Source organism: Marivita sp. (assembly GCF_051859345.1).
GTDB lineage: Bacteria > Pseudomonadota > Alphaproteobacteria > Rhodobacterales > Rhodobacteraceae > Marivita.
Window position 1 is genome coordinate 90822 of sequence record NZ_JBHYFV010000014.1, and the last position, 12998, is coordinate 103819.

Below are 12998 nucleotides of genomic sequence, written 5' to 3' on the forward strand. Positions count from 1 at the left end.
CCTACCTGAGCGCACGGCCCTTCAGGATTGCATCTGGTCCGAACTTTTTCCGGATCGCGTCTGTGGCCCGTTCTGCCTGGGTGCGTTTGATGCCCTGCGGGTCAAGCAGATCTCCAGATACATCCGCGCCGTCCGCGGCACTCAGGTCGCTGATGCCGGCCCCCAAAAGGCGATATGGTCCCTGATCCCCGACCTGATCGAAAAGCATCCGCGCCGTGCGGTAGATGCGATCTGCAATCTGGGTGGGATCGCCCAGAGACATGCGTTTTGTCACCAGCGTAAAGTTCGATTTCTTGAGCTTCAGCGTCACAACGCGCCCGGCCAGCCCCTTGGCCTTGGCGCGGTCAGACACCTTTTCGCACATGCGCCACAGGTGTCCGTCCAACAGATCGGGATCGTTGGTGTCTTCGTGGAACGTGGTCTCGTTCGAGATGGATTTCATCGGGCTGTTGGCGGACACGCGCCGTTGGTCCTGTCCCCGCGCAAGGTGCCAGAGCCTGTGGCCCATGCTGCCGAACCGGTGGGTCAGGTCGTCCAGGTCCCAACGCAGCAGATCGTCGAAGGTTCGAATTCCGGCGCGGTCCAGCGCTTCTTGCGTGGCGGTGCCGACGCCCCAGATCATGCGCACCGATTTTGGCCGCAGGAAGGCTTGGGTTTCGGCTTGGCCGATCACCGAAAACCCGCGTGGTTTGTCGAGGTCGGATGCGATCTTGGCGAGAAACTTGTTGTGGCTGAGGCCGATGGATCCGGTAAGTTTCAAGTCGTCCCGCATTCGTTTGACCAGTCGCGCCAGCATCACTGCGGGCGGATGGCCATGCAGACGGGCGGTTCCTGTCAGGTCGATAAATGCCTCGTCCAGAGACAGGGGTTCGATGGAGGGTGTCAGTTCTTCCATCAGCTGGCGGATGGCGCGGGACGCGTCGACATAGGCGTCCATGCGCGGTCTCACGATCACCGCATCGGGACACAGCTTGAGCGCCTGGAACATCGGCATCGCAGACCGGACACCCTTGATCCGCGCGACGTAACAGGCGGTGGACACCACCCCGCGCCGCCCGCCTCCGATGATGACCGGCTTGTCTGCGAGGTCGGGATTGTCGCGTTTTTCGACCGAGGCGTAAAAGGCATCGCAATCCATGTGGGCGATGCTCAGATCGTAAAGTTCCGGATGGGCCAGCACACGCGGAGACCGGCACGCAGGGCACCGCGCGCCGGAGTCGAATTCAGTCAGGCAATCACGGCAAAGGGCAGGCATGGGGTTGGGTATCCGAACGTGCAGATCCAGAATACACCGCAGTCACAACAGACAAAAGGGCTGGTTCATGCAGGACTTTGGCGGTGCAAAGCTTATCCTGTTCATCGGGGACCGGCTTGTTGTGCTGCGCCGGGACGACAAGCCGGATATCCCGTGGCCTGGGCGGCTTGACTTGCCCGGCGGAGGGCGCGACGGCATTGAAACCGCAGAGGTCTGCGTGCTGCGCGAAACACGCGAAGAGATTGGACTTCTGCTTGACCGGCGCGATCTTGTCTGGCGGACGCAACACAAACGCGGCGTGTTCTTTGCTGCGCATCTGCCCGTTCTTGCAGAGGGGCGGATCATATTCGGATCAGAAGGTCAGGGGTGGCAACTGATGTCACCGCAAGACTTCATCGCCCACCCCGATTCCATCCCGCATTTTGCGCAGATTGTGCAGACCTATCTCGATCAGGCGTTCGGCTGAACGGCCTGCGGGGATTGCATTTCTGAGACAATCGCTTGTGCAGCGGCCCTTGGGTTTGGCGCTTTCCAGACAGGGCGTCCGACGACGATGTGATCGACGCCGTTTCTGATGGCATTGGCCGGAGTCGCCACCCGCTTTTGATCACCAAGGTCGGAACCGGCGGGACGGACCCCTGGCGTGACGATCAAGCGGCCAGCGGATTCCGGCAAGGCGCGGATCAGGGCTGCTTCGTTCGGGGATGAGATCACACCATCCGCACCTGCCTCGAAGGCGCGGCCTGCGCGTTCTGTGACAAGATCGGGAATGTCGCCGTCGCGGATCAGGGCTTCGTCCAGGTCGCTGCGTTCAAGGGACGTCAGGATCGTGACAGCAAGGATTTTCAGATCCGATCCCGCCGCGCCTTCCTTGGCAGCGCGCACAACATGCGGGTCACCATGCACGGTCAGGAAATCCAGATCGAACTGGGCCAGCCCGCGCACCGCCGCCTCAACGGTCGCGCCGATATCGAACAGTTTCATATCCAGAAAAATGCGTTTGCCGTGATCCTGTTTCAGTTCATTGGCAAGCGCAAGCCCGCCGCCTGTCAACATGCCAAGACCGATTTTGTAAAACGTCACCGTATCGCCAAGCTTGCCAGCAAGCTCCAGTCCGGCCAGGGCATTCGGGACATCCAGTGCAACAATCAGGCGGTCATCTGGCATCTGGTGTTCCTTTTCCAAAAGTTGCCCCGTCTTACCCGCGTGCGACGACACGTCAAGGAACATCCCTTGCCGCCAAGTGTTCTTGCTACAACACAGGAGACATACATGAACACGAAGACAAATCCCGACCAGGTCGAACCGACTGCGCGTCCCGCGGCGATCATTGTTCTGGCGGTCGCACTTGTTGGCCTTGTCCTCTGGTCGATCGGCCCGAGCGCCTATTCCAGGGCCAACCCGTATCTGAACGATGTCCCGCAGGCCCCGACAGGAGTGATCAGCGACACGGAGGGCACTGTTTCCGAAGCGGAGGATGTGTGATGCGACGCATTCTTTATGTGATGATCCCGCTGGGTTTCGTGGCCCTCGTCGCCGCGATGATCTGGATTGGAGAGCCGACAGGAGGACCAGCGGTTCCGCCGTCGGAACAGATCACGACTGATCCGCTGGACACCAGCCCGTCCCCGGTCGATCCTGACGTCGTCACAGACCCGGATGGCGACGGGTCAGACGTGGTGCCGACGCCGTCAGGTCCGGAAGGCCGCGACAATGAGGTCATCTTTGAATAGGGTGGTATCGTCGGGCGAGACTTGAACCTCTGCGCGGCAATCTCCATTTCATTAGGCGAGGCCCACAAGGTCTGAATGCCGCAAGCGCGGGTTTGGACCGTTTAGGGCGCTTAACATGAAGGAGATTGCCATGAACTTAGAGAAGTTCACGGAACGGTCGCGCGGTTTTATCCAAGCTGCTCAAACGATTGCCATGCGGGAAAGCCATCAGCGGCTTGCGCCCGAACACATCCTCAAAGCGTTGATGGACGATGAACAGGGGTTGGCGTCCAACCTCATTCAACACGCGGGCGGCGCGCCCGAGCGGGTTGTCCAGGCTCTGGATGGCAAGATGGCCAAGATTCCCAAGGTGTCGGGGGATGCGGGGCAGGTCTATCTGGACAGCGCCACGGGAAAGGTGCTCGACGAGGCCGACAAGATTGCCAAGAAAGCCGGAGACAGCTTTGTCCCGGTTGAGCGCATTCTCATGGCTTTGGCGATGGTCAAAAGCCCCGCCAAAGAGGCTTTGGAAGCCGGTGCGGTCAGCGCTCAGGATTTGAATTCTGCTATCAATGACATTCGCAAAGGCCGGACAGCAGACAGCGCAAATGCAGAAGATCAGTACGAAGCGCTCAAGAAGTACACGCTGGATCTGACCGAACGTGCCCGCGAAGGAAAAATCGACCCGATCATCGGTCGGGACGACGAAATTCGCCGCGCGATGCAGGTTCTGAGTCGCCGGACCAAGAACAACCCTGTTCTGATCGGTGAACCTGGTGTGGGCAAGACCGCGATTGCCGAAGGCCTTGCGCTGCGGATCGTGAACGGGGACGTTCCTGAATCCCTGCGCAACAAGCGTCTCTTGGCGCTTGATATGGGGGCGTTGATTGCCGGTGCGAAATATCGCGGTGAATTCGAAGAGCGCCTCAAGGGCATTCTGTCCGAAGTGACCACTGCGGCGGGTGAGATCATCCTGTTCATCGACGAAATGCACACGCTTGTTGGCGCGGGCAAAGCCGATGGCGCGATGGATGCGTCGAACCTTCTCAAACCGGCGCTTGCACGGGGCGAATTGCACTGCGTGGGTGCAACAACGTTGGATGAATACCGCAAGCACGTTGAGAAAGACGCGGCTTTGGCCCGACGTTTCCAGCCAGTGATGGTGCAGGAACCGACGGTCGAGGACACGATTTCGATCCTGCGGGGCATCAAGGAAAAGTACGAACTGCACCACGGCGTCCGGATTACGGACAATGCGTTGGTGGCTGCTGCCACCCTGTCGCATCGCTATATCACCGACCGTTTCCTGCCGGACAAGGCCATCGACCTGATGGACGAAGCCGCCGCGCGGTTGCGGATGGAAGTGGACAGCAAGCCCGAAGAACTGGACAATCTGGACCGCGATATCCTGCAAAAGCAGATCGAAGCAGAAGCCTTGCGTCTTGAAGACGACCAGGCATCGAAGGACCGGCTTGAAAAGCTCGAGAAAGACCTTGCTGATCTGCAGGAACAATCGTCCGAGATGACGGCCAAATGGCAGGCCGAACGGGACAAGCTTGCGTCTGCGCGTGACGTGAAAGAACAGTTGGACCGCGCCCGCGCCGAGCTTGAGATCGCCAAGCGCGAAGGCAACCTCGCCAAGGCGGGTGAGCTTTCCTACGGGGTGATTCCGCAGTTGGAAAAGAAGCTGGCCGAAGCCGAAAATGCTGATGACGATGTCATGGTTGAAGAGGCCGTGCGCGCCGAACAGATTGCAGGTGTGGTCGAACGCTGGACTGGCATTCCGACCTCCAAGATGCTCGAAGGTGAGCGCGACAAGCTCTTGCGTATGGAAGACGGTTTGCACAAGCGGGTCATCGGTCAGGATCAGGCGGTCAAGGCCATCGCCAACGCGGTACGTCGCGCGCGGGCTGGGCTGAACGACGAGAACCGTCCTCTTGGATCGTTCCTGTTCCTCGGGCCGACCGGCGTGGGCAAGACCGAGCTGACCAAGGCGGTGGCCGAGTTTCTGTTCGACGACGACAACGCGATGGTGCGGATCGACATGTCCGAGTTCATGGAGAAACATGCCGTGTCCCGTCTGATCGGCGCGCCTCCGGGCTATGTCGGGTATGACGAAGGTGGCGTGTTGACCGAAGCTGTGCGGCGGCGCCCGTACCAGGTTGTGCTGTTCGACGAGGTCGAAAAGGCGCATCCGGATGTGTTCAACGTGCTGCTTCAGGTGCTTGATGACGGTGTGCTGACCGATGGTCAGGGTCGGACCGTGGACTTCAAGCAGACGCTGATCGTGCTGACCTCGAACCTTGGGTCGCAGGCGCTGTCGCAACTGCCGGACGGGGCCGATGGCGCGCAGGCCAAGCGCGACGTGATGGACGCGGTGCGGGCGCATTTCCGCCCCGAGTTCCTGAACCGTCTGGACGAAACCGTGATCTTCGACCGGCTCAAGCGCGAGGATATGCATGGAATCGTGGATATTCAGATGGCACGTCTTCTCAGACGACTGGCGGCGCGCAAGATCGACCTTCAGCTGGACGAAGATGCACGCAAGTGGCTCGCTGACGAGGGCTATGACCCGGTCTTCGGGGCGCGTCCCTTGAAGCGGGTGATCCAGCGGGCGCTTCAGGATCCGCTGGCCGAGATGCTGCTTGCCGGGGACGTTTCGGATGGCGACATGATTTCCGTCACCGCAGGGGCCGATGGGCTTATCATCGGCGATCGTGTGGCCGCGTCGAATCGGCCGCGTCCGGATGATGCGGTGGTGCATTGATCCGGTGCAGGGTGGGCTTGATTGCCCACCCTTCTTTTTTGATCTCATGCCGTCGTCCATTTGCATTTGTTTAAGAATGCGTTGTTACTGACTTCGCTGTTGGTGTGCGTTCTTTGTTTGCTCGATACAAAATATTGATTTAGACAAGAACGAACCCACAAGAAGAGGTGAGTCATGACTGCTGCGGACGATCTGCGCAAATTTCTGGGCGACGACCGCTTTGCCACTGTCATGGCAGATCCGCCGTGGCGGTTTCAGAACCGGACCGGCAAGGTGGCCCCCGAACACAAGCGGCTTGCGCGCTACCCGACAATGGAACTCGACGAGATTTGCGCGTTGCCTGTGGCCGAGCATCTTGAAGGTCGGGCGCATTGCTATCTTTGGGTGCCGAACGCGTTGCTTCCGGATGGGCTCAAGGTGCTGAACGCCTGGGGTTTCGAATACAAATCCAACATCATCTGGGAAAAGGTGCGCAAGGATGGCGGACCGGATGGACGGGGCGTTGGATTCTATTTCCGCAACGTGACCGAAATCCTGCTGTTCGGTGTGCGGGGCAAGGACGTGCGCACGCTTGGGCCCGGTCGGTCGCAGGTCAACTACATGGAAGCCGACGAACCGGATGGCGACGTTCTCAAGACGCGCAAACGCGAACACAGTCGCAAACCGGACGAGCAGTACAAGATCATCGAAAGCTGTTCCTGGGGTCCATATCTGGAACTGTTCGGTCGCGGCGTCCGCGACGGCTGGACGGTCTGGGGCAACCAGGCGAGTGATGACTACAAGCCGACCTGGAAAACCTACAAGCACAATTCATCGATCAGAACGGCGGCGGAGTGATCACTCTGTCACGATAGACGCCGGTAAACCAATCAGCAGAAGCGGGCAGGGATTGCCGACCCCCCGGTCGATGCGGTCTTTCAGTTTCTGCCAATGCGTTGTCGCGGCACCGAACTTGTCGCTGACGAACTGTTTCGAAAAGGCTTCGGCAAACGGGGTTTGTTGCTCCATCAGCTTTTGAACAGCTTCCCGCTGCCGTCTCGTGCGGTCCTTCATGCCGAAGGAATCGACCATGTCGGATTCGTCGATGAAGCCATGCTTTTCGATGCAGCGCTGAATGATGGCGCGCAAATCGTTCTGAAGGCTGGCCCCTCGGGTGATCAGGATGCCGACCGAGATCGCGGATTGGGCATGCAGGCGTTGGAAATTCTCCAGATCGCGGTCGAAAAAGGGATCCTTGTTGTTCCACTCGATTTCAAGCGCAACCGTCCCCGACGCCCCCCGCCGGACATGATCGATTTCGTGGCTGTTGGAGACCGTTTCCCGGCCATCGACGATCAATCTGAAATCGAACGTGTGTTTCGGCCAATTCTGTTCGTAAAGGCGTTTGCGCAGACGTTGCGTCGACAGCGCTTCGCCGCCGCCTGACCCGATCAGCTCTTCAGCCGGGATACACAGGTCATGCAGGGCGGATTCCAGTTCGCCCGAGATTTTTGGAAAGTCGATCGACAGGATCGCGCCCGCATGGTTGCGGGTTTCAATGTCAAATCCTTTTTGCCGCAAGCTGTCGAACATCTCGGCAGCCTAGATCAACCCCCGGCAATCTCAAGCGGCTATACATCGGGATGTGGCGTTTCTTGTGACTGTTGACGAACTTGGTGACCAACCGAAAAGAAAGGGCGGCCCGCAGACCGCCCTTTGGATGTGTTCCAATCCGGGTTTAGCCTTCCGGCAGGATCACCGTGTCGATAACGTGGATGACGCCGTTTGACGCTTCGATGTCAGCGGTTGTCACTGTCGCGTTTTCAACCATGACGCCATCGTCAAGATCAATGGTCACAGAGGCGCCCTGAACGGTCTCTGCTTCCATGTCGTCCATGAGGTCTGTCGACATCACTTTGCCGGGTACGACGTGGTATGTCAGGATCGAAACCAGTTGGTCTCTGTTCTCGGGCAGCAGAAGGCTGTCGACCGTGCCTTCCGGCAGCGCAGCAAAGGCTTCGTCTGTCGGCGCGAAGACGGTGAACGGTCCTTCACCCTTCAGGGTCTCGACCAAGTCTGCCGCCTGAACGGCAGCAACGAGCGTCTCGAATGATCCTGCTTCAACGGCAGTGTCGACGATATCTTTGGTTTGACCGACTGCAATGCCAGCGGTGCTTACAAGCATGGATGCTGCAGCGGTGAGGGCGAGTGTTGTCTTACGAAACATGTGTGTCGTCCTTTGTGTCATTCATTCTGATGTGTCGCGCACATCTGAAGGTTTAACGCAGGACGAACGGGTTTGGATTTGCGGGGAATCCCGCCTAGTCGCCTTGACGAAAACGGCTTGCCGCCTAAGCCGCAAGCCCTTGGGGTTTCAATTGAAATTCTTGTGATCCGGCGTCAGGGTTTCGTTAGTTCTCAAGTCCGATTGCCGCCTTCGCAAGGCCATCGAGCAGGTCTTCGACCTCTTTCATCGGGCCATCCGGAAAGGTGCGAAATCCGATGGTCGTGGTGTCCGGAGTGTCAGGGCGGACCATCACGAAGATGGTGTAGGGACAGAAGAGAATGTTCATCGGATCCGCTTCCATCACCTCGCGCGAGACTTGCGCAGAGCAGAAGCTGTAGATGTCAGCGTTGAGGAACAGCGTCGCGTCCGATCCGACATCGCCTTTGGTCCGTTCAAGCATGTCACCGGTGTGGCTGACGTGGTCGATAACCAAACCTGCATCGAGGATCGCGTTCTCGAGGCCGAATGTGACGTCGTCGAAGGATTGGTCGGTGTCATAGCTGATCCTGTCGGCCGCCGAGACCGTGGATGCCGCGAATGTCAGGGCGAGTGTGGCGAGCAGACGTTTCATGGGGTCTCCTTTTGTGGCAAGCCTTGCCGTAAGGTTTGATCGATGTGTCAGGGTAGCCCGAAACACAACTTAAATGCAATGAATTGAATGTGAGGTTGGTATGGGTGTCGCCATGTATGCGTTGCAGTTTCTGGCCGTTCTGTTGGTGGTGCTGATCGGGATTGCGCTTTTGGTGGTGTTGATCCTCGGAATCCTGGATCGCACGCAGACCAGCGACGCGATCCGGCGCAACTATCCCGTGCTGGGGCGGTTTCGGGGATTGTTTTCGACCTTGGGCGAGTTCTTTCGCCAGTACTTTTTCGCGATGGACCGGGAAGAGCTGCCGTTCAACCGTGCGCAGCGCGAATGGGTAAAGCGGTCGTCCGAAGGGCATGGCAACACAGTGGCCTTCGGTTCGACCCGCAACACCGGGATTGTCGGCACTCCGATCTTTGTAAATGCGCCATTCCCGCCAGTGGACAACCAGTTTGCAAGCTCCGAACCAAAGATCATCGGAGAGGGGGCACGGGTGCCCTTCAGCGCCAGGTCGTTCTTCAATCTGTCGGGCATGAGTTATGGCGCGATTTCAAAACCCGCCGTGGAGGCGTTGAGCCGCGGCGCAAAGCGGGCCGGTATCTGGATGAACACCGGTGAGGGCGGGTTGTCACCCTATCATCTGGTCGGGGGCTGCGACATCGTCTTTCAGATCGGCACGGCGAAGTATGGAGTCAGAACCAAAGAGGGCAAGCTGGACGACGACAAGCTGCGCGAAGTGGCGGCGCATGAAACAGTGCGGATGTTCGAGATCAAGCTCAGCCAGGGCGCAAAGCCGGGCAAGGGGGGTATCCTGCCGGGAGAAAAGGTCACACCAGAGATCGCCAGCGTCCGAGGCATCCCGGCGGGGCAGGACAGTATCTCGCCCAACCGGCACGAAGAGGTCGATGATTGGGATGATCTGCTCGACATGATCATGCGCGTGCGCGAGGTCACGGGCAAACCGACGGGCATCAAGATGTGTGTTGGTTCCCAAGAGGGCGTGGCGGGTTTGTTCGAAGCAGTGTCACGGCGCGGTGAGGCTGATGCCCCTGACTTCATCACGCTGGATGGTGGCGAAGGCGGGACAGGAGCGGCCCCGATGCCGCTGATCGACCTTGTGGGGATGAGCATTCGCGAAGCGCTTCCGATGGTGGCGAACCTGCGCAATGCGCATGGTCTGCGCGACCGCATTCCGATTGTGGCCAGCGGCAAGCTCGTCAATCCCGGTGACGTGGCCTGGGCATTGGCGACAGGGGCAGATTTCGTGACCTCGGCGCGTGGCTTCATGTTTGCGCTGGGCTGCATTCAGGCGCTCAAGTGCAACAGGAACACCTGCCCCACCGGGATCACGACACATAACCCGCGATTTCAGTCCGGCCTTGTGGTCGAGAACAAGGAGGTGCGCGTCGCGGCCTATGCAAAAGAAATGGTTAAGGAAGTCGAAACCATCGCGCACTCGGTTGGCGTGCGGGAACCACGCCTGATGCGGCGAAGCCATGTGCGCGTGGTGCAGCCGGATGGACGGACGATGCTTATGTCGGATCTTTGGCCGCAAGGCCCCGCAGAAGGCTCCGCGATATGACGGAAACCTCTGGCATACGTCCACGGGCCTTGGGAGAGATCGCGATCCGGTGTCGTGACTACGCGGCCATGATCGACTTCTATGGTCGTGTCCTTGGGTTGGAGCCTTTGACCGGCGGAGCAAACGGCGGTCCGCGTGATCGCATATCCTTTTTTCGACTGGGCGAGAGTTTCGCTGGACACATCGCGGTGCTGGCGCTTTTCGACGGCGACGGTACAGAACCTGTCTCTGGCACCGGATCTTCTTTGCATCATCTGGCGCTTAGTCTGCCGTGGGAAGAGCAAGACCACGCCAAGGCATGGTTAGAGGAGCAGGGGTTTTCTGCGCAGTATCAAGAGTTCGAGTGGGCCGGATGGCGCGGTCTTTTTACCCGCGACCCGGACGGCAACACTGTAGAGCTCGTGGCGGCGTCGCCCGAATGGCATGTAGCGTAGAAACGGGTGAGTCCCGCCCCGTGGTCCGGTCATCAATGATCTGAGGGGGAGCGCTTGCGCCGGTCGCGGCACCCTGACGCCGAACATTTCAGTCCCGCCACGCACAAGTGAGACACTGTGCTTTGGACGGCGGCAGCGCGACATCTATATATGTGTGGAACACAAGACATGAGGATTTTATGGCGCATCGATGGAAGAACACCCTGACCGCAGAAAACGTGACTCCGTATTCGGCGTTTTTGAACCGACGTCAGATGATGGCTGGCATGGCGGCAGGTGGCATCGCCGGATCCTTGCCTTTGGGCGCCGGTGCGCAAGAGGCGCTTGAACCCAACACATGGGAAGAGATCACCAATTATTGCAACTTTTATGAATTTGGCACCGGAAAAGAAGATCCCGCCCGCAATGCGCACGCGCTGACGATTGATCCCTGGACCGTGCGCATAGATGGTCTGGTCGACAAGCCCGGCGATTACAGCTTTGCCGACATCATGTCCCAGATGACGGTTGAGGAACGCCTCTATCGCTTTCGCTGCGTCGAGGCGTGGTCGATGGTCATTCCCTGGAACGGGTTCGAACTGGCCGACCTTCTGAATTGGGTCGGTGTTCAGTCCACGGCCAAGTATGTCGCTTTCGAAACCGCGATGCGTCCTGACGAGATGCCTGGGCTGTCGTCCCCTGTGATTGACTGGCCCTATGTCGAAGGGTTGCGCCTTGATGAGGCGATGCACCCCCTGACCATTATGGCGACTGGTCTCTACGGTAAGGGCATTCCCAAACAAAACGGTGCGCCAATGCGCTTGGTCGTGCCCTGGAAATATGGATACAAGTCGATCAAGTCGATTGTCCGGATCTCGCTTGTGGAAGAGCAGCCGCCAACAGCGTGGAACAAGTACAGTGCCGCTGAATACGGATTTTACAGCAATGTGAATCCCGAGGTGGATCATCCGCGCTGGTCTCAGGCGACCGAGCGGCGCATCGGCGGGGGTCTCTTCGCAAAAAGGGAGCCAACGCTGATGTTCAATGGCTACGAAGAAGAGGTGGCGCGCCTGTATGAGGGTATGAACCTCAGAGAGTTTTACTGAATCATGCGGGATAACGTGAATTTCGCACTGCGTCGCGTGCCGGCTTGGGTGCTTTATGTACTCGCGCCTCTGCCTGTGGTGTGGATTTACTATCTCGGAGTGACAGGCGGCCTTGGTGTCGATCCCGCCAAACAGATCGAACACCAACTTGGATTGTGGAGCCTTTGGCTGCTGATGGCAGGATTGGCTGTCACACCTTTGCGGCGCTGGGCCAAAGTGAACCTTCTCAAGTTCCGACGGGCCATTGGCGTCATCACATTCTTCTACATTCTCGCCCACTTTCTGACATGGCTGGTTCTGGACGTGCAGTTCCAGAACGTCTGGGCAGATATCGTGAAGCGTTGGTACATCACTGTCGGGATGGCGGGGTTTGTCCTGATGGTACCGTTGGCGCTGACGTCCAACAACTGGTCCCTGCGCAAACTGGGGGCTGCCACCTGGCGCAAGCTGCACAGGTTGGTTTACCCGATCGCAGCCTTGGGCGCGTTGCACTTCCTGTTGCTGGTCAAAGGGTTTCAATGGGAGCCCATTCTCTATGCGATCACCATCGCCGGACTTCTGATGCTGCGCCTCGAGAAGACCTGGGTATTGTCAAAAATGTCCCGTCATCAGCCCGTTTCGGACTGATCGAACCTGAATCACACGGATCTTGACCGGCAAAGCGGTCGTGAATCGCGCCATCTCTTCATATTATTTCCGAACCATTGATCCGTCCCTAGCGGAGTCGCTTTGACCTACCGCTACATGTTGGGGTCACGGGAAGGTTTCTTGCGCAACGACCTGTCTGAAGGTCGTGAAAATTGCTCCAAATGCCTGTTTTTATGCACAAATTGAAAAAATGAAGTTTTTTCCCTCTTTCGTGAATTTTCTGCTTGCGGGTGTCCGGAGTTGGGCCTAAAAGCCCCTTCACCGGCGCTGCTGAGGCGGACGCGGGGACGACGGAAGGGACGACGGACTGAGGTTCGGAAGGACTTGAAGGCGGATAATTCAGGGGTATATCAGGGCGGGCGCGCCGGTAAGTTAGGGCGCACTGGTCTGGTTTTTGTCTCTGGGTTGCTCTTTGACATTGCTAATATCTGAAGAGATATGCGGGCGGTTTGGTTTGTTTCGACGAACGGACGTCTGTATATCACGCTCTTAGGTGTGAATGTTTTGGTGCCTGGGTTGGTGTCGTCGCGAGATGATATTGTGCTCAAGTAGCGAAGCGGTAGCACCGATTATGGAGTGTCAGCTTCACTGTTTGTACGGTTCTTCGGTTTCTTAGGAGACTGAAGCACATACAAACGGAGAAAAACGCCGATTGATGTCAGT

The 12998-nt window shown here is 58.4% G+C and carries 14 protein-coding genes; 9 read left to right on the plus strand and 5 right to left on the minus strand.

Going from position 1 to position 12998, the window contains the following annotated elements; genetic code table 11:
• Position 1 precedes the first annotated feature (1 nt).
• Positions 2 to 1255 carry a DNA polymerase IV gene (locus ACTIEN_RS11365; RefSeq protein WP_439523249.1) on the minus strand — a complete coding sequence of 418 codons (1254 nt, stop codon included), beginning with the start codon at positions 1253 to 1255 and terminating at the stop codon, positions 2 to 4.
• Between the two features lie 67 nt (positions 1256 to 1322).
• Between ACTIEN_RS11365 and ACTIEN_RS11370 the strand changes: the two genes are divergently transcribed.
• Positions 1323 to 1721, plus strand: coding sequence for an NUDIX domain-containing protein (locus ACTIEN_RS11370; protein WP_439523250.1), 399 nt, complete (start codon positions 1323 to 1325; stop codon positions 1719 to 1721).
• Here ACTIEN_RS11370 and pyrF read toward each other — a convergent pair.
• Positions 1706 to 2422 (minus strand): orotidine-5'-phosphate decarboxylase, encoded by a 717-nt coding sequence (gene pyrF, locus ACTIEN_RS11375; RefSeq protein ID WP_439523251.1) that lies wholly within the window; start codon positions 2420 to 2422, stop codon positions 1706 to 1708. The genes ACTIEN_RS11370 and pyrF overlap by 16 nt on opposite strands.
• Positions 2423 to 2527: 105 nt before the next feature.
• On the opposite strand from pyrF, the gene ACTIEN_RS11380 reads away from it, so the two are divergent.
• The 4 genes from ACTIEN_RS11380 to ACTIEN_RS11395 all read left to right on the plus strand — a co-directional run bounded on the left by ACTIEN_RS11380 (position 2528) and on the right by ACTIEN_RS11395 (position 6571).
• The gene (locus tag ACTIEN_RS11380) at positions 2528 to 2740 is read left to right on the plus strand and encodes a hypothetical protein (RefSeq protein ID WP_439523252.1); all 213 of its coding nucleotides are present in this window, start codon (positions 2528 to 2530) and stop codon (positions 2738 to 2740) included.
• A complete protein-coding gene (locus ACTIEN_RS11385) occupies positions 2740 to 2988 on the plus strand; it encodes a hypothetical protein (RefSeq protein ID WP_439523253.1) in 249 nt (82 codons plus the stop codon). The genes ACTIEN_RS11380 and ACTIEN_RS11385 overlap by 1 nt, the downstream gene beginning before the upstream one ends.
• Positions 2989 to 3118: 130 nt before the next feature.
• The gene (gene clpB / locus ACTIEN_RS11390; protein ID WP_439523254.1) at positions 3119 to 5734 is read left to right on the plus strand and encodes an ATP-dependent chaperone ClpB; all 2616 of its coding nucleotides are present in this window, start codon (positions 3119 to 3121) and stop codon (positions 5732 to 5734) included.
• Between the two features lie 174 nt (positions 5735 to 5908).
• Positions 5909 to 6571, plus strand: a complete 663-nt coding sequence (locus ACTIEN_RS11395) for an MT-A70 family methyltransferase (RefSeq protein ID WP_439523255.1) — start codon at positions 5909 to 5911, stop codon at positions 6569 to 6571.
• On the opposite strand, the gene ACTIEN_RS11400 is transcribed toward ACTIEN_RS11395, so the two are convergent.
• The 3 genes from ACTIEN_RS11400 to ACTIEN_RS11410 all read right to left on the minus strand — a co-directional run bounded on the left by ACTIEN_RS11400 (position 6572) and on the right by ACTIEN_RS11410 (position 8571).
• The gene (locus tag ACTIEN_RS11400; protein ID WP_439523256.1) at positions 6572 to 7306 is read right to left on the minus strand and encodes a BglII/BstYI family type II restriction endonuclease; all 735 of its coding nucleotides are present in this window, start codon (positions 7304 to 7306) and stop codon (positions 6572 to 6574) included.
• 145 nt (positions 7307 to 7451) lie between these two features.
• Positions 7452 to 7940, minus strand: a complete 489-nt coding sequence (locus ACTIEN_RS11405) for a fasciclin domain-containing protein (RefSeq protein WP_439523257.1) — start codon at positions 7938 to 7940, stop codon at positions 7452 to 7454.
• A gap of 184 nt (positions 7941 to 8124) precedes the next feature.
• Positions 8125 to 8571, minus strand: a complete 447-nt coding sequence (locus tag ACTIEN_RS11410; protein ID WP_439523258.1) for a DUF302 domain-containing protein — start codon at positions 8569 to 8571, stop codon at positions 8125 to 8127.
• Between the two features lie 100 nt (positions 8572 to 8671).
• On the opposite strand from ACTIEN_RS11410, the gene ACTIEN_RS11415 reads away from it, so the two are divergent.
• From ACTIEN_RS11415 to msrQ, 4 genes are all read left to right on the plus strand, one after another.
• On the plus strand, positions 8672 to 10168 hold the full coding sequence (locus ACTIEN_RS11415) for an FMN-binding glutamate synthase family protein (RefSeq protein WP_439523259.1): 1497 nt from the start codon (positions 8672 to 8674) through the stop codon (positions 10166 to 10168).
• Positions 10165 to 10602, plus strand: coding sequence for a VOC family protein (locus tag ACTIEN_RS11420; RefSeq protein ID WP_439523260.1), 438 nt, complete (start codon positions 10165 to 10167; stop codon positions 10600 to 10602). The genes ACTIEN_RS11415 and ACTIEN_RS11420 overlap by 4 nt, the downstream gene beginning before the upstream one ends.
• Positions 10603 to 10781: 179 nt before the next feature.
• The gene (msrP, locus tag ACTIEN_RS11425; protein ID WP_439523261.1) at positions 10782 to 11687 is read left to right on the plus strand and encodes a protein-methionine-sulfoxide reductase catalytic subunit MsrP; all 906 of its coding nucleotides are present in this window, start codon (positions 10782 to 10784) and stop codon (positions 11685 to 11687) included.
• A 15-nt stretch (positions 11688 to 11702) separates the two neighbouring features.
• Complete coding sequence (gene msrQ / locus ACTIEN_RS11430) at positions 11703 to 12314, plus strand: protein-methionine-sulfoxide reductase heme-binding subunit MsrQ (RefSeq protein ID WP_439523262.1); 612 nt, start codon at positions 11703 to 11705, stop codon at positions 12312 to 12314.
• The last annotated feature ends 684 nt before the right edge of the window (positions 12315 to 12998 follow it).

Coding starts and splice junctions, on each gene's coding strand:
- ACTIEN_RS11410 (WP_439523258.1), bottom strand. CDS start 8,571: ATGAAACGTCTGCTCGCCACACTCGCCCTGACATTCGCGGCATCCACG.
- ACTIEN_RS11420 (WP_439523260.1), top strand. CDS start 10,165: ATGACGGAAACCTCTGGCATACGTCCACGGGCCTTGGGAGAGATCGCG.
- ACTIEN_RS11400 (WP_439523256.1), bottom strand. CDS start 7,306: ATGTTCGACAGCTTGCGGCAAAAAGGATTTGACATTGAAACCCGCAAC.
- ACTIEN_RS11385 (WP_439523253.1), top strand. CDS start 2,740: ATGCGACGCATTCTTTATGTGATGATCCCGCTGGGTTTCGTGGCCCTC.
- pyrF (WP_439523251.1), bottom strand. CDS start 2,422: ATGCCAGATGACCGCCTGATTGTTGCACTGGATGTCCCGAATGCCCTG.
- ACTIEN_RS11415 (WP_439523259.1), top strand. CDS start 8,672: ATGGGTGTCGCCATGTATGCGTTGCAGTTTCTGGCCGTTCTGTTGGTG.
- ACTIEN_RS11405 (WP_439523257.1), bottom strand. CDS start 7,940: ATGTTTCGTAAGACAACACTCGCCCTCACCGCTGCAGCATCCATGCTT.
- ACTIEN_RS11365 (WP_439523249.1), bottom strand. CDS start 1,255: ATGCCTGCCCTTTGCCGTGATTGCCTGACTGAATTCGACTCCGGCGCG.
- ACTIEN_RS11380 (WP_439523252.1), top strand. CDS start 2,528: ATGAACACGAAGACAAATCCCGACCAGGTCGAACCGACTGCGCGTCCC.
- ACTIEN_RS11370 (WP_439523250.1), top strand. CDS start 1,323: ATGCAGGACTTTGGCGGTGCAAAGCTTATCCTGTTCATCGGGGACCGG.
- clpB (WP_439523254.1), top strand. CDS start 3,119: ATGAACTTAGAGAAGTTCACGGAACGGTCGCGCGGTTTTATCCAAGCT.
- ACTIEN_RS11395 (WP_439523255.1), top strand. CDS start 5,909: ATGACTGCTGCGGACGATCTGCGCAAATTTCTGGGCGACGACCGCTTT.
- msrP (WP_439523261.1), top strand. CDS start 10,782: ATGGCGCATCGATGGAAGAACACCCTGACCGCAGAAAACGTGACTCCG.